This window comes from Bacillus sp. AFS015802 (assembly GCF_002561455.1).
In the GTDB taxonomy this organism is placed as follows: Bacteria; Bacillota; Bacilli; order Bacillales; family Bacillaceae_B; genus Rossellomorea.
This window is the reverse complement of record NZ_NTUP01000006.1, coordinates 1-20,818: the sequence shown is the minus strand read 5'-3', so window position 1 is coordinate 20,818 and position 20,818 is coordinate 1. Positions and strand designations below refer to the sequence as shown.

Genomic DNA, 20,818 nt, shown 5'->3' with positions numbered 1-20,818 from the left:
ACGGATGCCATGGCATCCGTTTTTATTTTATTGTTTTTCTTTTTTTCCTTCTGACAGTTCCTTGAATGAAGATACTTTGCCATGGGGATGCTGCTCTTCTTTCCTTACATTCCACTGTCTTTCTTTTTCGTGTTTGGATTGTGTCATATTTGCCACTCCTTTTGATTATTTAGTCCCTATTAACATGGGCATCCGACACTATTTTTACTCTTCTATCAGGATTATTTATTCGGTTTCATCCACAGAAGAATGATAAATACCAAACTCATGTAACCAAATAAAGGGTACAGATAAGATAAGAGTTCGCTGTATTCGAAAAAGCTTAAAGAATAAATCATCAGGAATATCCCGGTAAAAGTCAATACTGAAGAGCCCTTCCAATAATTGCTTAACTGCTTCTCGAGGCCGAACACGCCTCCAATGACAGAAGTGAAAATCTCCCCATAAATAATCAGGATATACACCAAGTAGAAGCCGGAAACAAATGACTTCATCACTACAGCCATGGGAATCTGGTAATGGGTTACATTTGGGATCATGACCAGGGTAATATGGCTGGAAATCAAAATAAGAGTAAGAAAAAACCCACCAAGATATCCCCCATATTTAATGATTTCCCTATCTTTCACTTCACCGGCAACTGGTACGAGAACAGCCTGTGCCATGGCGAGATTGAAGGCTACGTATGAAAATGGGGCCACGACCGATTTCCATCCATCTTCAGCATGGGGGATCATCAGAAAGGCATCTAAGAATTCAGCATGGCGAACAGAATAAACCATCAGGAACAAATTAAAAATAATCATAAGGGGAACGACAAATGTATTCACAGCAAATAAACCTTTGATCCCTACCATCATCGTAAAGAAACCTAAAGCGATGGTTAACAATATGCCCAACTGCCTGGATAATAGGAGCTGCTCCTCGAATACCGCCCCTGCCCCTGAAAGCATGACCGCCGAAACCCCGATCAGCATGATCATCATCACAATATTCATGATTCTCGCAAGCCATTTCCCAAATAAATATTCGTTGAATTCTTCAAAAGACTTCGCTTTAATATCATGGGACTTGAGCATGATCTTGGTTCCCATAGTGATAAATAAATATCCACTCAATAAAATGGCTATAAACCCGACAAAACCAAACCGGGTGAAAAACTCTACAATTTCCCTCCCCGTGGCAAATCCCGCTCCTATGACAGTTCCTACATAAACCGCAGCTATTTGAAACGACCCACTCATTCTTTTCATTCCATCACCTCTGACACCTTCTACTTCACCTTATGTACAAGCAGGGGAAATCAGAAGCAAAAGAAGATTATTCTTTGAGATTCCGTCCTCGGATATCAGGGCAAAAAAAACAAGCAGCCACAATGCATGCGGCTGCCTGGCTTCTCTTATAGGGATGTATCATCAATTCCATTTAACCATTGTCTAATTGGTTCAATTACTTTCTCGACTGTCCCCTCCCGGAATGGTGAGTCTAAGTGCGCCGCTTCCACAAGAGATGTGAACGAACGGCTTCCACCCAGTTTACAAAGGGCAACATAATCATCCCATGCCTCTTCACGATCAACGTTCATCTTCTTCCAGAACTGAAATGCACAGATCTGAGCCAGTGTATAATCAATATAGTAAAATGGTGAATTATAAATGTGGGATTGACGCTGCCAAAACCCTCCATTTTCTAAATATGAAACATGATCATAATCCTTATGGGGCAGGTACTCTTTCTCGATCTCCCTCCATGCTGCGTTACGTTCAGCAGGTGTCGCCTCCGGATTCTCATACACAAAATGCTGGAACTCATCTACGGCCACTCCATATGGAAGGAATTGCAGGGCTTCACTCAAATGAGAGAATTGATATTTATCCGTATCCTCTTTAAAGAAGTAATTCATCCAGGGCCAAGTGAAGAATTCCATACTCATGGAATGAATCTCGCACGCTTCGTATGTTGGCCAGATGTATTCCGGGATATCAAATCCCCTGCTTGAATAAACCTGGAATGCATGGCCCGCTTCATGGGTCAATACATCGATATCCCCGGACGTCCCATTAAAATTCGAGAAGATATAAGGCGTTTCATACCCTGCAATATATGTGCAATACCCTCCTCCAGCTTTTCCTTTCTTTGCTTCTAAATCCATGAGATTCCGTTCAATCATGAAATCAAAGAATTCCTTTGTTTCAGGTGATAACTCTTCATACATTTTCTTGCCATTATCGATGATCCACTGAGGATCTCCCTTTGGGGCTGCGTTTCCTGATGTGAACTTGAATCCTTCATCATAAAACTTCATGGAGTCGATTCCAATCCGCTTCCCTTGCCTTTCCTTCAGCTCTGTTGCAAGAGGGACGATATGCTCTTTCACCTGATCGCGGAATACCTTTACCATATCCGGTGTATAATCCGTTCTCGTCATACGATAGTAGCCTAATTCAACAAAGTTTTTATACCCTAATGTAGTTGCAATCTGGTGACGGATCTTGACTAACTCATCGAATAAACGATCTAATTCTTCTTGATTTTCTTCAAAAAAGGACACGGTGGCAAGTGCCGCGTCTTTCCTTGTCCCGCGATCAACGGATTGAGTAAATGGACCCATTTGGGCCAATGTCCGATCTTCGCCTTCAAACGGTATCTTCGCGGAAGCCATAAGTTTGGTATATTGAGATGACAACTTATTTTCTTTTTGAAGCAGAGTGATGATTTCAGGTGAAAAAGTCTTGATCTCACTCTCCGCAAGAGAAAACAACTGTTTTCCCCACTTAGCTTCTAATTCCTCACGGTACCGGGAATTCACCAGTTCCTTATAGTATTCTGTCACCATGCCGGAAACCTCGGGTATCATATCATCGATGTACTCCTGTTCTTGTTTATAAAAGGCATCATTTGTGTCGATGGAATGCCTGATATAGCAAATATTCTGCATCGTATCGATGTTAAGGCGAATGTCATTGATTTCCTTGATGGCTTCCACCTGTATAGAGACATCCGAAGCAGCTTTAAATTTCTGGAGGGCCTTCTCAAAAACAGGCTTGATCTCTTCCAGATTGGGTCTTTCATATGTAAATTCCTCAAACTTCATAAATTGTGCCTCCTCTTAAATTCATCCCGATTATAGTTATTCGACTTCTTATTCTAAATCTCCTGTTTATGAAAAGTATCGAATTTATAATAAATGACTTTTATAAAAAATAGGCTGTTTTCGTAAACTTTGTTGCTTCAAGTGGAAAGTGCTGGTTGATTTCCGCTCCAGGTGCTCGCTTTCCGCGGGGCGTGAGTTGAGCCTCCTCGGGCTTTGCCCTGTGGGGTCTCAACTTTCCCGCTGTTCCCGCAGGAGTCGAGCACCTTCCGCTCCAATCAACGTGCTAAGCGTGAGTTTTTGAAAATAGATAAATATTGATACCTGCACGTTTTAACCGCAGCTTTTTTTGAAGTGTTGAGCGATCGATATTTGCTTCTATAGTAGATTTCCTGTTCTATCGATAGGTTATTATCACTACTCAGCTCTGTCACGATAATCTATTATTGATGGTGTGAGGAACTGCGTAGACTCCTGCGGAAAAACGGGCGTGCAGAGACCCCGGAAGCGAAGCTGAGGAGGCTCGGCCGTACGCTTGCTGCAAGCGAAGCAGTTCCCCTCACCATCCAGCACACACCAGTTGACAGAGCCCAGACAGACAAATTGTTCAAAACAACAATCTTTACGAAAAGAGCCAAAAAATAAAAGCCCCATCTATTACAGACAGGGCAAAAGGGCAGAGCCTAATAGGACAGATCTTTAATGGATAGTCCAAGCTTTTTCAGCATTAGAATCGTTTCATCTTTTTCAGCGGGAGATAATGCAGACATTAATTCGTGTATCCGTTTCTCATGGTTCGGGAATATATCATCGATTAACCCTCTGCCATCTTCCGTGATCTGGGCGTATGTCACGCGACGGTCCTTTGGACAGGCAACACGTTTAAGATATCCCTTCTTTTCCAACTTATCCACTACGTAGGTAATGCTGCCCGAAGCTAACAGGATCTTTCCTCCAATTTGTTGGAGAGGCTGATCCCCCTTATGATAAAGAAGCTCCATAACGGCAAATTCAGTGGGGTTTAAACCGTTTTCCTGAATGTTTTTATTTATCTCTTCGTTTAAGGCTTTAAAAGCTCTGGACAGGACAATGAACAGCTTTAATGATTGTTTTGTATCTTGTTTTTCAGTCATCGGACTCATTCCTTTAAAAATATATATCTCAGTTTCAAAATATTATACAAATAAATCCTTTCATTGTCAACCTAAAGAGACTGCTCCACGGTTAAAAGCAAAGGACGATTCGCTATTTACGAACCGTCCTTTGCTTTTGAAGTAACGACAAATTAGATTGTTTGTATAGAAGTGAATGTGGAATTGAACGGAGATTCTTTCTCTCTTATGCCTGGATGATGAGGGATTCTTGGTGAGTGGTCAGGAAGCAGTTCGTTTCAATAAGCTCTTAATGTATTGCCCGAATTCGCTTGATGATTCTTGCAAAGGGGGTGATACATCATGATTCGTGCACTTTTCATAGTCGTTCAAAAGCTGATCCAATTGCTGGCTGCATTTGATTGTTTCCTGGGCACACAACCCCAACTTTTCTCCCAGTGATATCATTTCCGAGCGCTTGTGACTGATTTTCAATAATAGCCATTTTTGTTTTAATAGACGACCCATTTCTACTAAACTCCTTTTTTAAGCTCCTAAGTCTTTATTAAGTAAAATCGTTACTTGAGCATTATTGCAAATATTATCAGAAAAGTAAATAGATTCGCAAAACAAGACAAAATAACTAGTATTATTGCTGCATTAGACATTTTTCGCCAAAATCCCCCCATCTCAAAAATAAAAGGATAGACAAAAGTTTTACTTTTGTCTATCCTGACAGATGGTTAATAGATTGGAACCCAGCCTTCCTGGGTGACGAAAATGCGTACTGCGACTACCTTTTTATCATCGCTTAAGGTGAAATAATGACGGATATTTTCGGGTACTGAGATGAGGTCACCCGGGTTCAGGTGGACCTCAAAGAAATCCCCGTCACTTCCTTGAATGACGAACACTCCATGTCCATTGACGATAAAGCGGACTTCATCATCGGTGTGATGATGCTCCTGTTGGAAATTCTTTAATAGTTCCTCAAGATTTGGTGTACTGTCGGAAAGGGAGATCACATCCCATGCTTGATAACCCCTCCTCTCTGAAATATCTTCTATCTCCTCTTTAAAGGTTGACAGGATTTCCGCTTTATCCTCTTCGGTTAAAGTATATCGGTCCCTCAATCCTTCGTTCAGCTTTTCGATATTCCAATGTTCATAGATGACTCCTTGTTCATTTAAATAGTTTACTACCTCTTCCTGATTTTCAATAAATTGATTTTTCCCCTGAATCTTAATCGTTGTCATACTATGACTCCTCCTTTAAGAATGGATTTCGTATTGGTCAAAGATAAAAGAGTAAGTTGATATTGGAACAAAAACTCACAAGCTTCCAAAAGTTTCTTGGCTTCAAATCCCGTGCGTCCCCAAACAGTGATCCCATGATTACGTATGAGAACTGCCCCTTTGTCCTCTTTAATGAAAGGGTGAAAGGCATCTGCCAAGGTTGGGATATGTGCATGATTATGGATGATTGGGATGGATAGGGAATCATGTTCTTCCCATTTACCCCATGCTTTTATCAATTCCTGGTTTTTAAATGTGATGACACCCGTATCCCCGTACAATTCACTGATCACATTATTGGCAACCGTATGGACATGCAGGCTGCACCCTGCTGAACTCCCTTTGAATATATGACTGTGAAGAAGCGTTTCAGCTGATGGCCTCAAATGGGTTTCTCCGATGGCCTCACCCTGGTCATTGACGAGGAGGAAATCTTCCTTTGTTTGCTTGCGCTTATCCTTTCCACTTGCCGTGACCAGGAAAGCAGCAGGGGAAGAATCCACCCGGATCGCCAGGTTTCCACTCGTCCCCATAAACCAGTCCCTCTCCGCTAATTCTCGTTTGATATCAGCAAGCTCTTCCCATTCGGCTTGATAGGAATTCATGTCGTCACTCCTTTTCCAATGAGGTTTATACAATCATAAAAAGTTTCAAAGGGATGATAGGAGATCCCCTGTTCTTCGCACGTCCTGGCAAGATAGTCTCTTGCCAGCACCGTATCCCCAAGCTTTGCCATCTCAATATCTGTAACTGAGTCCCCTATTACAATCACTTCACTGTCTTCTGTTAGGGATAATGTTCGCAGGATGGAGGGCTTACAGCATCCACACCCGTTATTTTCACAGTGATCATCACATGGATGTGGCCAATGGATCGTGACGGTCGAATCGTTAAAGCTTGCTTCATTACAGTAAATGCCGTTAAAAGGTCCATATTCCTTTAGTAAAGGCTGAACAAAGAAGTCCATTCCCCCGCTCACGATATACAAGGGAATCCCCTGTTCTTTTGTATAGTCCACAAATTCCTTAAACCCTTCACGTATGACCGCTGTATTTGACAGATACTGGATCATTTCATCTTTTTGTGATGAAGGAATGAGTGAAAACAGCTTGCTTACCCCTTCCTTAATGGAAATCGACTGATCTAAGATGCCATCTTTAACCTGTTCCCATTCCGGAGGGGCAAAGGCTTTCATCAATGAGATGATATTATCCGTTTCTGTAATCGTTCCATCAAAATCACAGAAAATGATTGGGTGAGCCACTATACCCTTACCCCCTCTCCCCACAGGGACAGCGCTTTCTGAAGTTCATCATGGTTCCCGGCTGCCTCACTCAGGGATGTTCCTTGTAAAACGGCATCGATGGCTTGAACGAATGCTCTACCTCCTCCACTTGCACCGTCAGGGTGACCGTGGATGCCTCCCCCTGCATTGATGACACAGTCGATACCGAAATCTTTCACCAGTATCGGAACAAGGGCGGGATGGATGCCTGCTGATGGTACTGGCAGTGTTCTCTTCAGATGATCATCATCCTTTGTTAACTCTCTGCTTATGGATAGAACGCTGCTCTTTTCCAGTGCGACACTACCGTATGGGGAAGGAAATAATGAGAAATCAGCTCCCGCCATCCGCAATAATTTCCCAAGCCATAAAGCATAGCTCACACCATATGCAGGAGATGCTGCACTGGCCCCGGCAAAGGCAGGATGAGCCATGATCGGCAATGAAATCTCAGGATCCTCTCTCAATTCCTGAAGAACATCGATACCATAGGAGAAGACATTGAATAAAAGAGCATCTGCTCCAAGCTCCCTTGCTCTTCTCGCTTTGTCACGCAATTGTGAGGTTCTGCCTGTCAGATTTACGGCATAAAGCGTTCTCTTACCCGTTTCCTCAAACACTCCATTCAGCACTTTTTTCCCTAAGCTGATCCTCTCGGAAAAGGGTGTCCGTGCACTATCAAATAAAATTTCATCGTCTTTTACTACATCTACTCCACCCTCGGCCTGGGCTCGCAGCTGATTCTCCAGGTAAGTGAGATCCCTTCCGATCACTCCTTTGAAGATGCTCATTAACAGCGGTCTTCCATGCACCCCCGTCAGCTCCCTGATCCCCTCGATTCCGTATCGCGGACCCGGATAATACTTTTTTAAGTCTTTCGAAAACTCTAAATCTACCAATTTCACCTGTCCATCGAGAGAAAGCTTCCCGAATACGGTTGTAAGAATTGCCGGGATATCATTGGAAAAATTATGATCGGGATACCCGATCTGCACCTCGCCCCTATGCCCGTCTTTGTCTTCCCATTCCTTCACGGCGACGACTCTTCCCTTGTACTTTTTCAACTGTTCCTGCTCTAATAGGGGCAAGTCCGTCCATGACCCGACTGTGAGTCCCAAGGCCATTCCCTCAGCCTTCTTCTCAAACGAACCACTCTTTCCCTTTAGTCGGTAGGTTGCTATCACTTCACTCATTGTCAGATTCCTCCTTGTGAAAAAAATCTCTTAGCCGCAAGTTGATTCAATTAGCCCAAGCAAACAAAAAAACCTCTTCCAGATAAGAAGAGGTTTGATTTCGTCACTCTTTCTTATCTGTCAGCCATATAGCTGCAAGAATTAGCACCGTGCTTAAAATAAGTCGGTTGCCGGGCTTCATCGGGCTGGTCCCTCCGCCTGCTCTTGATAAGAATTCATTATTTTTAATTCAGTTGGATTATTGCACCAATTCAAGCTGATGTCAATCCCTTTTGTGAAATAATTCTAAACTTTCTAACCGGGAAATCGCCTCTTTGATCCGTTCAGTTGTGGTTAAAAGCCCTACACGTACATATCCCTCTCCGAATTCTCCAAAGCCTACACCCGGTGCAACAGCGACCTTGATTGTTTCAAGCAGATAGGTGGAGAACTCCACGGATGTAAATCCTTCAGGCACCTTCAGCCAGGCGAAGAAGGAGCCTTGTGGAGCTGATACATCCCAGCCAATATCCTGAAGTCCGGAGATTAATAGGTCTCTTCTTTCTTCATACGTTTCAACTAATGCTTTTACACAGTCCTGAGAGCTTAACAGGGCGGTGGTCGCAGCTTCCTGGATGGCACCGAAAAGGCTCACATACAGGTGATCCTGGAGGACGTTGATCGCTTCTATGACACTCTTATTCCCCACTGCAAATCCGACTCTCCAGCCAGCCATGTTATACGTTTTCGATAACGTATAAATTTCAATTCCGACATCCTTGGCTCCTTCTGTTTCCAAAAAGCTGATCGGCCTCTGTCCATCGAACCCGATCGCTCCATAAGCAAAGTCATGCACCACACATATATCGTGGCGATTGGCAAGGTCCACTGTTTCTTCAAAGAATGAACTTGTCGCAATCGCACCAGTAGGATTATTGGGGTAGTTAAGGAACATTAACTTGGCATTTTCCAGTTCTTCAAGTGACTGTTCCCGATAATCAGGGAGAAATCCATTTTCCTCACGGAGGGGCATTTTGATCATGCGGGCTTCTGCTAAGGCTACACCGGATAAATAATCCGGATAACCGGGATCAGGAACGAATACACCATCACCAGGGTCCAATAAACATTGTGGTATCTCCACAAGCCCCGCCTTCCCCCCGAATAGCACGGCAACCTCTGTCTCCGGATCGACTTCTACTCCGTATTCCCTGTGGTAGAAGGCGGCAATCGCTTCTTTGAATGACGATAAGCCGCGAAAGGGAGGATATTTATGATTGGACGGGGAAGCAGCAGCTTCAGTCAGTTTCTCCACAATATGTGGCGGAGTCGGCTGATCCGGATTTCCCTGTCCCAGATTAATGACATCATGTCCGTCTTTCACAACAGCATTCACTGTCCCTGCAAGGGATGCGAAAAATTGTTCCGGTAATAAATCTAAACGTGTTGCTTTACGAAAGGTTTTCATATGCTCATCCACTACCTTTTTTTGAAAATTAATTACTTTCAAATTCTAGTCACAAATGATATAACGGAAAATAAAGAATGTAAAGGAATATATTCCAAAAGTCTATAATGAGGTGAAAGAAATGATGCACAAGATTGGTCTCGCACAAATGGATATAGCGTTCGGCAATCCTGATGAAAACAAAAAAAGAGTAGAGCAATGGGTAAAAAAAGCAAGCGACGACGGCTGTGATACGCTAGTACTGCCTGAGCTTTGGACGACCGGATATGACCTTACCCGAATGGACATCATCGCCGATGACGGAGCAAGGGATTCCTCTTCTTTCCTGACCTCCCTGTCAAAGAAGCATTCCATTCACATTGTAGGTGGTTCCGTTGCAAACAGAACACAGAATGGAGTGAGCAATACACTTTTAGTAGCGGACTCCAATGGCAGATTGGTCAAACAGTATTCTAAGCTACACCTTTTCAAATTGATGGATGAACATCATTATTTACTTCCTGGACAAGAAGATGGCATGTTCTCCCTTCATGAAACGGAGATGGCGGGATTGATTTGTTACGACATCCGTTTTCCTGAATGGTTCAGGAAGCATGTACTAATGGGAGCCAAGGTGGTTTTTGTCGTAGCCGAGTGGCCAGCAGAACGAATCGATCACTGGCAGACACTCTTACGGGCCCGGGCAATTGAAAATCAATGCTTCGTAGTTGCCTGTAACCGCGTGGGCAGCGACCCGAACAATGAATTTGGCGGTTGTTCCCTCATCATTGGTCCATGGGGGGAAATACTTTCAAAGGGCTCTCAGACCGAAGAATTGGTTTCAGCTGAAGTCAATTTAGATGAAGTAGAAAAAGTGCGGAAACAGATACCGATATTCCAGGATCGAAGACCCGATTTTTATTAGGAATACTATTTTTTCACAAAAACCGTTGACATGGAAAATACTTCAATGGTACCATTCAATTCAAATGAAACATTCTGAAAGTTTAATTAAATAGTGTACGCAACTCTTATCAAGAGCTGGCTGAGGGATTTGGCCCTATGAAGCCCAGCAACCGACCATAATACCGTTGTAAAACGGGGCGCAGTAAGCGCCGGATTGACTAATCCAGTAAGGCACGGTGCTAATTCCAACAGAAAGATATTCTTTCTGAGAGATAAGAGGCGATGAAGACATACTCTTCAAGCCTCTTTCGACCATGGAAAGAGGCTTTTCTTATGCCGCAGAAAAGCCTCCATAACACCGTACTCATAAGGGTGTACGAAAAGGGGGAACGAAAATGGCAATCACTAAACTGAACACGTACCAACCACTAACTGAACAGTCGGCCATTGCGCTGGCCATTCGTTTAAGAATTTTTGAAGATGGAACACTCCTGACATGTGAAGAAATCGGTGATGGTAACCTGAACCTTGTATTTCATGTAGTAGAGGGTGAAACAGGTAAAGGAATCATCATTAAGCAGGCACTTCCTTATGCAAAGGTTGTTGGAGAAAGCTGGCCATTGACCATCGAACGGGCAAGAATCGAAGCGGAAGCACTCAAACTTCAACGATCCTTTGTAGGGGACCTGGTTCCTGAAGTATATTACTCTGATCCTGCACTTGCGATCACCGTAATGGAAGATCTGAGTGCACTGACGATAGCGAGGGCAGGCCTGATAAAAGGGGAAAACTATCCACAGCTCTCCCATGACATTGGGACATTTTTAGGCAATACCCTGTACTTCACATCGGATTATGCTCTTCATCCTTTTAAGAAAAAGGAATACGTGAAAGAATTCTCAAACCCTGAGCTGTGCAAAATCACAGAAGATCTTGTATTCACTGATCCTTTTTTCAACAGTGAAACCAATGAATTCGAGGAAGAGTTAACCTCGGATGTTCAACAATTGTGGGATGATTTCACTGTAAAGCTCGAAGTGGCAAAGTTGAAGAAAAGCTTTCTGACCGAAGGGGAAGCCCTGCTCCATGGGGACCTTCATACCGGAAGCATCTTTGTGGATGAAAATCAAACAAAAGTGATCGACCCTGAATTCGCCTTTTATGGACCGATTGGCTTTGACATTGGACAATTCATCAGTAACCTAATTTTCCAGGCGGTTTCAAATCGTGAACGGAAGGAAACGATTCTTTATCATATCGAGAATACCTGGAACGTCTTCTCCACTACCTTCTCTAACCATTGGAAGGAAAGCGGAGATGCTTATACGAAAGTAGATGGCTACCTGGAATACGTATTGGAGAAGAGCTTCCAGGACAGTATCGGTTTTGCAGGTTGTGAATGCATCAGAAGGACGATCGGCCTTGCCCATGTTGAAGATTTAGAAAGTATCGCTGATAAACAACAAAGAATACAGGCCAAGCGTACATGCTTGGCCCTCGGGAAAGAACTCATCATAAAACGTAAAGAAATACATTCAATCAAAGAACTCATTTCCCTATTGCAATCCCATTCTTAATGAATAAAAGGAGACTATCATGGCACAAACCCTTACAATTCCTACTTCACTGGAGTGGCATGAAGATTATTTACTTATTCTTGATCAACAGAAACTGCCTAACATAGTGGAATATATTAAACTTGAGACCATAGAAGAATATTATGATGCTATTATCACTTTGAAGGTGAGAGGTGCTCCGGCTATCGGCATTACGGCCGCTTATGGATTAGCCCAGGCAGCCTCCCGATATGAAGTCAATACGTTAGCTGAATTCATGGAGCTTTTTCAAAGGGACAAAAAATACCTTTCCTGTTCACGCCCTACAGCAGTCAACCTTGTTTGGGCTTTGAACCGGCTTGAGACGGAATTGCAGCATATTTCTTCCATTAATGAAGCCAAAACCAATTTGATTCATACAGCGATCCAACTTCATGCAGAAGATGAGGCAGTATGCCGTCTGATCGGAGAATACGGACTGAGCGTATTGAAGGAAAAACAAAAAGTAATGACCATTTGTAACGCCGGTTCCATTGCCACGAGTAAATATGGAACCGCATTGGCCCCGTTTCATTTAGGAAGGGAAAAAGGAAAAGCGTTTCAGGTTTACGCATGTGAAACACGGCCCGTCCTGCAAGGAGCACGGCTGACTGCTTGGGAACTGCAGCAATCAGGGGTGGATGTCACCCTCATCACGGATAGCATGGCGGCTCATACCATGAAAGAAAAAGGGGTGGAAGCAGTCATCGTTGGTGCGGACCGCATCGCTCGCAATGGGGACACCGCCAATAAAATCGGAACGTCTATGCTTGCCATTCTGTGTAAGCACTTCGATATCCCTTTTTATGTGGCTGCTCCGTCCTCTACTTTCGACCTTTCCATCCAGAGCGGAAATGAGATCCCGATTGAAGAAAGGAACCGGGAAGAAATCACCACATTAGGTGGAACGTTGATTGCACCAGAAAATGTCCCTGTTTATAATCCGGCTTTCGATGTTACTTCTCATGAGTTGATTACGGGTATCATCACAGAAAATGGAGTGCTGTATCCAAACTTTGAAGAAAGCATTCAACAGGCAATCGGATAGAATCAAAAGAGGAGCAGGCTCCCTGCTCCTCTTTTGATTTATTCATTTAGTTTTGATGACGCCCACATTTCCCTTGGGTTTACTTCGTATATGCCGTTTTCCCGATACATGAACTGATGAATGATAAATTCTCTTCTGAGGGTGGCATAGTCTGCATGAAATTGTTGAATATATTCATTCACCTCTTTTTCCTTATACTTTTCTCCTACCTTCAACCCTTCCACCATATGTTCCAATATAAATAATTTCTTTTTTTGCTGAGAAGGAATCGTTTTGATTCGTCCATTCTTCTCCAGGAAATTATTTTTAACCTTCTGTTTTTCTTTCAATAACTTCTCTGACATCACATTTTCCCCTTCCTCTTCATGAGCGAATTGATGAAGAACATCCCCATGATGACTCAAGACTTTTTTATTTAGGTGGTAGTAAATCGTGTTCTTCTCTCTCCGTGAATAAACAAGATTGCATTCTTTCAGTTTCGTAAGATGATGGGAGATGGTGGGCGCAGTGAGTCCTAGCTTTCCCGCTATCGCTCCCACGTGCAAGCTCCCTTCAGCCAGTAAATAGACGATCTTGATTCGGGTCGGATCACCCATCGTTTTATGAAAAGCTACCTGCTTATTTAATTGCAAACATCTTCCTTCCTCTCTCTACTTAGATTATCATCTAATTAGATAGTAATCTAAGTAGTTAGATAAATCAATGACTATTTTCAGAATTCTTTTTTTACTCACCTGATTTCTTCAACCTGTTTTCATAACAAACGAAAAAAACAGGCACTCTCCAAGAGGGAGATGCCTGTTTTCACTTATTTTTCTAATGACAGTAACGTCTCTTTCTTGTCTGTTTGCTTACCTGCATAACCCGTAAGCGTCTTATTTTTCCCGATGACGCGGTGACATGGGATGATGATGGGAAAACGATTGGCTTTATTCGCCTGTCCCACAGCCCTCACTGCTTTCGGCCTCTGGATCGCATGGGCCAAATCTTGATAAGAGCAGGTTTCACCGTACGGGATCCGTTGAAGGGCATTCCATACTTCCTTTTGAAAAGCTGTTCCTTCTATCTTCAAAGGAAGATCAAATGCCTTCCTTTCCCCTTTAAAAAACTCGCACATCTGTTCCTTCGCCATCATTAAGATGGGGTGTTCCGTATTGGTGCAGGCTTCTTCTTCCACGAACTGTACAGAAAGTAATTGGGTACGATCCGCTGATAGCTTCAAATTCCCAATGGGACTCTTCATCACAATACTTTGAATGGTCATCATACATGACTCCTTTATGATTTAGGCAGATAGATGTGGAAAATGGTTCCCTCTCCAACAATACTCTCAACCTGAACACTGCCTTTATGCTCTTTGATAATTTTAAAGCTTACCATAAGACCAAGTCCAGTCCCTCTTTCCTTCGTTGTGTAAAAAGGTTCCCCGAGTTTCTTGATCTTATCCTTTGAGATCCCGCCTCCCTGGTCTTTGATTTCGATATGGATCATTTCATCATATGTCTCCCGGATGCTGATGGAAATGACGCCTCCTCCTGTCATCACTTCAATCGCATTCTTGATGACGTTGATGAATACCTGTTTTAACTGATTGGGCTCAGCGACGATTGTAGGAAGATTCTCCTCGTAACTCTCCTCGTACTGAACGTTATGCATGACCGCCTGGGCACTCAATAATTCGACCGTATCTTTCATGATCTTGATTAAATCCGTTTCCTGATATTGGATTGCCTGTGGTTTTGCCAGTACGAGAAACTCCGTGATGATCGATTCAATACGCTGGAATTCAGAAGTGATCACATTAAAGTACATTTCATGATCTTTGCCGACACTGTTTTCAAGCAACTGGATGAAACCTTTCAAGGCGGTCATCGGGTTTCTGATCTCGTGGGCGATCCCCGCGGCCAGCTCCCCTACCACACTTAATGTATCCGATTTTCTTAGTTGTTCCTGCATTTCAATTTGTTCGGTAATATCGCGGATGATGGTCAAATTCAAGTTAGAGAGTAAATTATATTTCGAAGATAACTCCACATATTGAACCTTGTCCCTGTAAGATAACGTTTTTAAAAAGGTTGCCTGTCCTTCCTCTTTTAATTGCTTCAAATAATCATCATACGTCTCCTCACCGGGCTCAATATTCAATATTTCCCGTACATCTTTACCTATGAGCTGGTCTTTTTCCATCTGAATGATATGACTCACTTCGGGGTTCGCATCCACGACCACATAATTGTGATTGGTCAGAAGCAATCCGTCCAATGAGCCTTCGAATATCTTGCGGAACCTTTCCTCGCTTTCACGCAGCTCCTTCTCCATTTGATACCGCTCACTGACATTACGGAAAATGGTCATGTTATAGCCATCAACGGAATGAAGCTTGGAGGTGAATTCCAAATGTTTCAGCTGATTGTTCGGCATGAGGAACAATACCTCATCCCTTACAGCCCCGCTTCTATTCAATTGTTCCATGACCAAATCAAATTTTTGGCTTTCTAAAGGATACACAAAATCCCGTATTTTTTTGGAAAGAAGCTCAGAAAGTGTGCATTCGAAAATTTTCAGAGCAGAGGAGTTCGCTTTAAGGACCCTGCCGTCCTGATCCCATAAGACAATGGCATCGATCGCTTCCTCAAACAGTCCCTTGAACAATTCTTCGTTTCGTTTCAGCTGGATCTCCATCTGCCTCTTTTCCGTTACATCTCTGAGAATCGCCATGTGAAGCTTGTGGTGGACATAGGGGCTTGTAGTAAATTCCACGATCGAAATATTATGTGATTTCTTGATCGGGATTTCACCACGGGCTTTTTTGTTTTGAGAAATCAACTCTTTGATTTTATCAATTTTATAGTGCGCGTTCTCAGGTATGAAAGAACTGATATTCCTCGTCGTGATTTCTTCCTTATCGAGGCCCACTTGTAAACTGAATGCCTGATTCACATCATTGATGTTTCCTTCGATATCGAAGAGGACGATGCCCTCTGAAGCATTCTGAAATATATTCGAGAGCAGATGCACATTCATATGATCTTTTCGTTCTTTCTCCTTTAGTTCCGTTACATCCTTGAAATATAAATAAGCATTAGGTGAAATGGTCGATTTTTTCAGCAATAGTTCGACATGGATGATTTTTTTGTCATGAACATTCATCAGGGTTTCATCTTCAAGCGTCTTCCCCGTTTCCATTACTTCTTTATAATGAGCGACAATCGGAGCGGGTACAGAAGAGAAATAGGAACTGAACAGCTTGCCTACAACATCTTCATGACCGGATTGCAGGGTCTCACATGCCTCACCGTTGGCATGGACGATTTTCAACTCTTTATTGATCACGAGCATCGGCATGGGTGACGCTAAGCAAATTTCCCTATCTATGGGATGACATTGTTCCTTATTCCGTTCTTCATGCAATTTACTACTATTAGTCATTTCCTCATCCCCCTACTATTTTAAAAGGCGACCATTGGCCCCTGGCCCTATAGAATTCGCATAGCTTCCCATACTTTTGGTGATAATTAACAGTGAAATCATGTTTTGCTCATTGTATCCTAGGGTAAGAATGAATTAGGATTAAACTATTCTCAAAGATGGTGAAGATATGAAACAGCGTGACTATTACTTCGACAATGCCAAGTTCATTTTGATTTTTTTAGTGGTATTTGGACATATTATAAGGTCTTATATTGAAAGCGATCCCTTTATCCTTTCATTGTATAAAACAATCTACACCTTCCACATGCCGGCTTTCATCCTTGTGGCAGGATTCTTCGCAAAGGGATTCTATAAAAAAGGGTATATCCAAAAGCTCGCCAAGAAGCTGATACTCCCTTACATCGTATTTCAATTGATTTACACGGTGTATTACTATTTCCTATATCAAAAATCAACATTCGAGGTGGATCCACTTAATCCACACTGGTCCCTATGGTTCCTCATCAGCCTGTTCTGTTGGAATGCATTGCTTTATGCATTCATCAAGTGGTTTAAATTCAAGCCTGGTATCGGCTTGACAGTGGCTTTCTCCCTTGGATTGCTTGTGGGATTTGCCGATGTCATTTCAAATTATTTGAGTTTGTCCAGAACATTTGTGTTCTTTCCTATTTTCCTGATGGGTTACTACATGGAAAAGGAGCACTTCGAATATTTCAAAACGAGTAAAGCCCGTATCGTGGCAGGTTCATTATTTGTCATTGTATTTTTAGGCATGTATTTTATCCCTGAATTCTCAGACAAATGGCTTCTTGGTTCCAAACCTTATGGAGATTTCGAATGGAACAGCGCCATCAGCATGGTAGTCAGGGCAGCTGTTTACTTATTAAATGTCGTGATGATTTTCAGCTTTTTTACCTTTGTGCCTACAAAGAGGCAGTTTTTCACTAAATGGGGGAAAAACACGCTCTATGTTTACCTGCTCCATGGTTTTCTCATACGGTTATTCCGTGAAAGCCACCTTAAGGACACGATTGATCCTGACACCAGCCTGGTACTTTTACTCGGGGTGTCCTTTGTACTCACGATGATCTTCTCGACGAAATTCTTTACAAGCATCACTCAACCGATCATCGAGTTTAAATCAACAAGATTACAGAAACTGCTCTCAAAAAGAGAAATGAAAACAAGATAAACCTCACTAGAAAGGGCTGACCCCATTAAACACGGGTCAGTCCCTTTTTCATGAAAATCTATTCTCTTAGGAAAAGAAGCACTTTTATTCAACACAATTTTCAAAAAACTTATATTATCTTATATTATTCGTAACTTTTCCTGAAATTCCTTCTATTAGTTACAATAAATTTAAATTCATTTTATACAAACATTGAGCTTTCCCTCAAGCTTAGATAAAATGATAATCAGGCTGGTTTATTATGTTGTACGAACAACTTATGTCATATGAAAATATGGACACCAAAATTCGGTCGGCTGAAATAGTCAGACGAGTTTAATATAAAGGAGATTATAATGAAGAAAGTCGTCTTAAGTACGTTAAATGCAAAATACATTCACACGAATTTAGCCATTCGCTGTTTAAAGGCTTATGCGGAGCCAGAACATGACATTGAGCTCGCAGAATACACCATTAAGGACCCAACCCTTAACATCGCTACGGACTTATTCTCAAAAAAACCTGACATCATAGGCTTCAGCTGCTACATTTGGAATATCGAAGAAACCATCAAAGTCATCAAGATCCTTCGGAAAATCATGCCGGGGATAACGATCGTCCTCGGAGGTCCTGAAGTAACATATGATGTTCCATATTGGCTGGAGAGACTTGAAGACGTAGACTTCATCGTTATTGGTGAAGGCGAGGAATCCTTCAAACAATTGTTAGATCAGCTTGATGGTGATAAGGATTGGTCCAAGGTCCATGGAGTCGCCTATATAGAAGACGGTAAGCCCGTCATCAAGCCTCAACAAAATAAGATCGATCTGAGGGATGTCCCTTCCCCCTTCCGCTTTCAGGAAGATTTGTCTCAGCTCGGGAAAAGGGTGACCTATATCGAGACAAGCAGGGGCTGTCCTTTCCGTTGTCAGTTCTGCCTTTCTTCCATTGAAGTAGGTGTACGCTATTTTGACCGTGAAAAGGTAAAAGAAGATATCCGATTCCTGATGAAACATGGAGCGAAAACCATTAAGTTTGTCGATCGCACCTTCAATATAAGCCGAAGCTATGCAATGGAAATGTTCCAATTCCTTATTGACGAGCATGTACCAGGTACCGTATTTCAATTTGAAATCACGGCAGATATCATGCGTCCCGAAGTGATTGAATTCTTGAACGAACATGCCCCACGGGGATTATTCCGTTTTGAAATCGGCATTCAATCAACCAACGATGAAACGAATGACCTTGTCATGAGGAAACAAAATTATAAAAAGCTGACAAGAACCGTCACCATGGTGAAAGACGGTGGAAAGATCGATCAGCATCTGGATTTAATCGCAGGGCTGCCTGAAGAGGATTACCAATCATTCCGAAAAACGTTCAATGACGTATTTGAACTGCGACCTGAAGAGCTTCAATTAGGATTTCTCAAGATGCTTCGCGGGACGGGATTAAGAATTCGTGCCAATGATCATCAATATACGTATATGGACCATTCCCCTTATGAGATTCTGGGGAATAACGTATTGTCTTTCGACGATATCGTTCGGATCAAACAGGTGGAAGATGTGTTGGAGAAGTATTGGAACGATCACCGCATGGATCGCACGATTGAATATTTGGTGACCGAATGCTTCGAAACGCCATTCGATTTCTTCCAGGCATTCGGCTCCTATTGGGAAAACCGAGGGTGGTCAAGAATCGGTCATCAATTAGAAGATTTATTCAGACGCCTTTTTGAATTCCTTTCTACTGAAACAAGCTTCCCTATTTCAGTAATCGAGGGTCTGATGAAACTCGACTATTTAGAGAATCAACGGTACAAGCCTAGAAAACCGTGGTGGACACACGAACTTACGAAGGAAGAACGTTCTTCCATCTATCAAAGCCTCTTGGCTTCCCCACACATCCCAGGTGAAGCATTTTCAGATCTGAATCTGAATGAAAAAGAGCTGTATAAGCACACCCTTCTTGAAACGATTCGTTCAACAGATGGGCAGGAACAATACGTACTGGCCTACTTTGAACCGGCGTCTGGGGAATCAACCGTATTTGAATTCGCACGTCACCTTGTTCAATGATAAAGAAGAAAAAATGTTAAGNNCTTAACATTTTTTCTTCTTTTCTTTTGTTTTCGATTGTTTTTGTGTCACTTCGAGGAGTTTGGCTGCATTGACATCCCCGAATTCCTGACCGAATTCTTCACGATAGGACTGTTTTTTGTCTTTCATCAACTTCTGCCCTTTTTGCCTTTTGCAGAATTTCGATTCTTTCCTTTCGCCGGATCTTCACCTTGAGTGAATTCAGCCGAAAATTCAGTCTCCTGCTTATTTTTAAGCGGAGTTTGGTTGTTCTTCTCAGCTGCATCGTACTGTGCTTTTCGCTTCATATAAAACTCATCTCCTTTGCTGATCTTATTTTTCCCTCCTTCCTCTTTTCCATTCTTCTAAAAATAGGTATTCATCCATCAGAATAAAACGAAGCTTAAACCCGAAACTAAAGGAAAAGGACGAATGAGGATATGACATGATACTAATTTTTTTGCTGATATACGTTATATTAGGGTGGAGATTTGGAAATTGGAAGAAGTTTTACAGCTATTATCCCACTTTATTGTTTTTCATTATTGGGGATTTACTTTCACAGTTTCTCCTATTTAATTATTCAATGTGGGAATTCCGTCCTGCCACCCCTCTTGGAGACTCTTTACATTTAAATCACACCATCATTTCGTTAAGCAAAATGGCGGTTCAATATACTGTGACAATCGCCATCTTTATAGGGAGGCTCCCTTCTTCTACTTCAGGGAAGCTATATTGGATTCTCCTCTGGACAGGTGTCTATGGACTCACAGAAGGGATCTCCCATGTCCTCGGGATGATGACATATCATAACGGTTGGCATTATGGTTGGGATATCCTCTTCAATCTTATGATGTTCACTGTACTCATCATCCATCATAAGAATCCGATTCTAGGCTGGGTCATTTCATTTCCCATCATTTTATTCCTTTTCATTTACCTTGATGTACCCTACTCAGCATTGAAATGACTGCCTACCGTAGAATATTATCCAGAGTACAACGAAAAATTAAAAGAAAATCCGAACGATCACTCGACATTCTTTTTTGAAAATCGAAATCGTTCGGATTTATCATTTGGCTGTTTACGTAAACATTGTCGCTTTTGTATGTAGTGAGTAGTGGTTGATTTCCGCTCCAGGTGCCCGCTTTCCGCGGGGCTGGCGGTGAGCCTCCTCGGGCTAAAGCCCTGTGGGGTCTCA

Annotated in this window: 21 protein-coding genes and 2 riboswitches; of the genes, 6 read left to right on the top strand and 15 right to left on the bottom strand. The window is 42.4% G+C overall.

Annotation, left to right across the window (positions count from 1 at the left end; translation table 11 throughout):
• Nucleotides 1-27: 27 nt before the first annotated feature.
• The 10 genes from CN378_RS22845 to CN378_RS04030 all read right to left on the bottom strand — a co-directional run bounded on the left by CN378_RS22845 (nt 28) and on the right by CN378_RS04030 (nt 9,402).
• Entirely contained in the window at nt 28-147 is a 120-nt protein-coding gene (locus CN378_RS22845; RefSeq protein WP_219169248.1) for a DUF6254 family protein, read from the bottom strand.
• A 74-nt stretch (nt 148-221) separates the two neighbouring features.
• Complete coding sequence (locus CN378_RS04070) at nt 222-1,253, bottom strand: YkvI family membrane protein (protein WP_098350659.1); 1,032 nt, start codon at nt 1,251-1,253, stop codon at nt 222-224.
• Between the two features lie 146 nt (nt 1,254-1,399).
• Nucleotides 1,400-3,094 (bottom strand): M3 family oligoendopeptidase, encoded by a 1,695-nt coding sequence (locus CN378_RS04065; RefSeq protein WP_098350658.1) that lies wholly within the window; start codon nt 3,092-3,094, stop codon nt 1,400-1,402.
• A 680-nt stretch (nt 3,095-3,774) separates the two neighbouring features.
• On the bottom strand, nt 3,775-4,233 hold the full coding sequence (locus tag CN378_RS04060) for a MarR family winged helix-turn-helix transcriptional regulator (RefSeq protein WP_483295050.1): 459 nt from the start codon (nt 4,231-4,233) through the stop codon (nt 3,775-3,777).
• Between the two features lie 231 nt (nt 4,234-4,464).
• Nucleotides 4,465-4,710, bottom strand: a complete 246-nt coding sequence (locus CN378_RS04055; protein WP_098350656.1) for an aspartyl-phosphate phosphatase Spo0E family protein — start codon at nt 4,708-4,710, stop codon at nt 4,465-4,467.
• A gap of 215 nt (nt 4,711-4,925) precedes the next feature.
• Nucleotides 4,926-5,438, bottom strand: coding sequence for a 1,2-dihydroxy-3-keto-5-methylthiopentene dioxygenase (locus CN378_RS04050; RefSeq protein WP_098350655.1), 513 nt, complete (start codon nt 5,436-5,438; stop codon nt 4,926-4,928).
• Nucleotides 5,435-6,082 carry a methylthioribulose 1-phosphate dehydratase gene (locus CN378_RS04045; RefSeq protein ID WP_098350654.1) on the bottom strand — a complete coding sequence of 216 codons (648 nt, stop codon included), beginning with the start codon at nt 6,080-6,082 and terminating at the stop codon, nt 5,435-5,437. Before CN378_RS04045 ends, CN378_RS04050 begins: the two co-directional genes overlap by 4 nt.
• Entirely contained in the window at nt 6,079-6,741 is a 663-nt protein-coding gene (locus CN378_RS04040; RefSeq protein WP_098350653.1) for a 2-hydroxy-3-keto-5-methylthiopentenyl-1-phosphate phosphatase, read from the bottom strand. Before CN378_RS04040 ends, CN378_RS04045 begins: the two co-directional genes overlap by 4 nt.
• Entirely contained in the window at nt 6,741-7,955 is a 1,215-nt protein-coding gene (locus CN378_RS04035; RefSeq protein ID WP_098350652.1) for a 2,3-diketo-5-methylthiopentyl-1-phosphate enolase, read from the bottom strand. Before CN378_RS04035 ends, CN378_RS04040 begins: the two co-directional genes overlap by 1 nt.
• Nucleotides 7,956-8,065: 110 nt before the next feature.
• A riboswitch (SAM riboswitch) is annotated at nt 8,066-8,169 on the bottom strand.
• 48 nt (nt 8,170-8,217) lie between these two features.
• A complete protein-coding gene (locus tag CN378_RS04030; RefSeq protein WP_098350651.1) occupies nt 8,218-9,402 on the bottom strand; it encodes a pyridoxal phosphate-dependent aminotransferase in 1,185 nt (394 codons plus the stop codon).
• A gap of 121 nt (nt 9,403-9,523) precedes the next feature.
• Here CN378_RS04030 and CN378_RS04025 point away from each other — a divergent pair, with 121 nt between their 5' ends.
• The 3 genes from CN378_RS04025 to mtnA all read left to right on the top strand — a co-directional run bounded on the left by CN378_RS04025 (nt 9,524) and on the right by mtnA (nt 12,930).
• Complete coding sequence (locus CN378_RS04025; protein ID WP_098350650.1) at nt 9,524-10,306, top strand: carbon-nitrogen family hydrolase; 783 nt, start codon at nt 9,524-9,526, stop codon at nt 10,304-10,306.
• 103 nt (nt 10,307-10,409) lie between these two features.
• Nucleotides 10,410-10,566, top strand: a riboswitch (SAM riboswitch).
• A 116-nt stretch (nt 10,567-10,682) separates the two neighbouring features.
• The gene (gene mtnK, locus CN378_RS04020; protein WP_098350649.1) at nt 10,683-11,864 is read left to right on the top strand and encodes an S-methyl-5-thioribose kinase; all 1,182 of its coding nucleotides are present in this window, start codon (nt 10,683-10,685) and stop codon (nt 11,862-11,864) included.
• Nucleotides 11,865-11,883: 19 nt separating this feature from the next.
• The gene (mtnA, locus tag CN378_RS04015) at nt 11,884-12,930 is read left to right on the top strand and encodes an S-methyl-5-thioribose-1-phosphate isomerase (RefSeq protein WP_098350648.1); all 1,047 of its coding nucleotides are present in this window, start codon (nt 11,884-11,886) and stop codon (nt 12,928-12,930) included.
• A 38-nt stretch (nt 12,931-12,968) separates the two neighbouring features.
• Here the strand turns inward: mtnA and CN378_RS04010 are convergent, their stop codons facing one another.
• The 3 genes from CN378_RS04010 to CN378_RS04000 form a co-directional block, all read right to left on the bottom strand.
• Nucleotides 12,969-13,562: a DUF2087 domain-containing protein gene (locus CN378_RS04010; RefSeq protein ID WP_098350647.1), complete on the bottom strand. Its 594-nt coding sequence runs from the start codon at nt 13,560-13,562 to the stop codon at nt 12,969-12,971.
• Between the two features lie 176 nt (nt 13,563-13,738).
• Nucleotides 13,739-14,194 carry a methylated-DNA--[protein]-cysteine S-methyltransferase gene (locus CN378_RS04005; protein WP_098350646.1) on the bottom strand — a complete coding sequence of 152 codons (456 nt, stop codon included), beginning with the start codon at nt 14,192-14,194 and terminating at the stop codon, nt 13,739-13,741.
• Between the two features lie 14 nt (nt 14,195-14,208).
• Nucleotides 14,209-16,359, bottom strand: a complete 2,151-nt coding sequence (locus tag CN378_RS04000) for a PAS domain S-box protein (protein ID WP_098350645.1) — start codon at nt 16,357-16,359, stop codon at nt 14,209-14,211.
• Nucleotides 16,360-16,528: 169 nt separating this feature from the next.
• Here CN378_RS04000 and CN378_RS03995 point away from each other — a divergent pair, with 169 nt between their 5' ends.
• Nucleotides 16,529-17,554, top strand: coding sequence for an acyltransferase family protein (locus CN378_RS03995; protein ID WP_098350644.1), 1,026 nt, complete (start codon nt 16,529-16,531; stop codon nt 17,552-17,554).
• Between the two features lie 335 nt (nt 17,555-17,889).
• Nucleotides 17,890-19,617 carry a B12-binding domain-containing radical SAM protein gene (locus CN378_RS03990; protein ID WP_098350643.1) on the top strand — a complete coding sequence of 576 codons (1,728 nt, stop codon included), beginning with the start codon at nt 17,890-17,892 and terminating at the stop codon, nt 19,615-19,617.
• 24 nt (nt 19,618-19,641) lie between these two features.
• Here the strand turns inward: CN378_RS03990 and CN378_RS22840 are convergent, their stop codons facing one another.
• Nucleotides 19,642-19,767, bottom strand: coding sequence for a hypothetical protein (locus CN378_RS22840; RefSeq protein ID WP_257140988.1), 126 nt, complete (start codon nt 19,765-19,767; stop codon nt 19,642-19,644).
• Entirely contained in the window at nt 19,767-19,925 is a 159-nt protein-coding gene (locus CN378_RS22520) for a hypothetical protein (RefSeq protein WP_098350642.1), read from the bottom strand. The genes CN378_RS22840 and CN378_RS22520 overlap by 1 nt, the downstream gene beginning before the upstream one ends.
• 137 nt (nt 19,926-20,062) lie before the next feature.
• Here CN378_RS22520 and CN378_RS03980 point away from each other — a divergent pair, with 137 nt between their 5' ends.
• Nucleotides 20,063-20,587 (top strand): hypothetical protein, encoded by a 525-nt coding sequence (locus CN378_RS03980; protein WP_098350641.1) that lies wholly within the window; start codon nt 20,063-20,065, stop codon nt 20,585-20,587.
• Nucleotides 20,588-20,818 lie beyond the last annotated feature (231 nt).

Coding starts and splice junctions, on each gene's coding strand:
- CN378_RS22845 (WP_219169248.1), bottom strand. CDS start 147: ATGACACAATCCAAACACGAAAAAGAAAGACAGTGGAATGTAAGGAAA.
- CN378_RS22520 (WP_098350642.1), bottom strand. CDS start 19,925: ATGAAGCGAAAAGCACAGTACGATGCAGCTGAGAAGAACAACCAAACT.
- CN378_RS04055 (WP_098350656.1), bottom strand. CDS start 4,710: ATGGGTCGTCTATTAAAACAAAAATGGCTATTATTGAAAATCAGTCAC.
- CN378_RS04070 (WP_098350659.1), bottom strand. CDS start 1,253: ATGAAAAGAATGAGTGGGTCGTTTCAAATAGCTGCGGTTTATGTAGGA.
- CN378_RS03990 (WP_098350643.1), top strand. CDS start 17,890: ATGAAGAAAGTCGTCTTAAGTACGTTAAATGCAAAATACATTCACACG.
- CN378_RS04025 (WP_098350650.1), top strand. CDS start 9,524: ATGATGCACAAGATTGGTCTCGCACAAATGGATATAGCGTTCGGCAAT.
- mtnK (WP_098350649.1), top strand. CDS start 10,683: ATGGCAATCACTAAACTGAACACGTACCAACCACTAACTGAACAGTCG.
- CN378_RS04045 (WP_098350654.1), bottom strand. CDS start 6,082: ATGAATTCCTATCAAGCCGAATGGGAAGAGCTTGCTGATATCAAACGA.
- CN378_RS04060 (WP_483295050.1), bottom strand. CDS start 4,233: ATGAGTCCGATGACTGAAAAACAAGATACAAAACAATCATTAAAGCTG.
- CN378_RS04030 (WP_098350651.1), bottom strand. CDS start 9,402: ATGAAAACCTTTCGTAAAGCAACACGTTTAGATTTATTACCGGAACAA.
- CN378_RS03995 (WP_098350644.1), top strand. CDS start 16,529: ATGAAACAGCGTGACTATTACTTCGACAATGCCAAGTTCATTTTGATT.
- CN378_RS22840 (WP_257140988.1), bottom strand. CDS start 19,767: ATGAAAGACAAAAAACAGTCCTATCGTGAAGAATTCGGTCAGGAATTC.
- CN378_RS04035 (WP_098350652.1), bottom strand. CDS start 7,955: ATGAGTGAAGTGATAGCAACCTACCGACTAAAGGGAAAGAGTGGTTCG.
- CN378_RS04065 (WP_098350658.1), bottom strand. CDS start 3,094: ATGAAGTTTGAGGAATTTACATATGAAAGACCCAATCTGGAAGAGATC.
- CN378_RS03980 (WP_098350641.1), top strand. CDS start 20,063: ATGATACTAATTTTTTTGCTGATATACGTTATATTAGGGTGGAGATTT.
- CN378_RS04050 (WP_098350655.1), bottom strand. CDS start 5,438: ATGACAACGATTAAGATTCAGGGGAAAAATCAATTTATTGAAAATCAG.
- CN378_RS04005 (WP_098350646.1), bottom strand. CDS start 14,194: ATGACCATTCAAAGTATTGTGATGAAGAGTCCCATTGGGAATTTGAAG.
- mtnA (WP_098350648.1), top strand. CDS start 11,884: ATGGCACAAACCCTTACAATTCCTACTTCACTGGAGTGGCATGAAGAT.
- CN378_RS04000 (WP_098350645.1), bottom strand. CDS start 16,359: ATGACTAATAGTAGTAAATTGCATGAAGAACGGAATAAGGAACAATGT.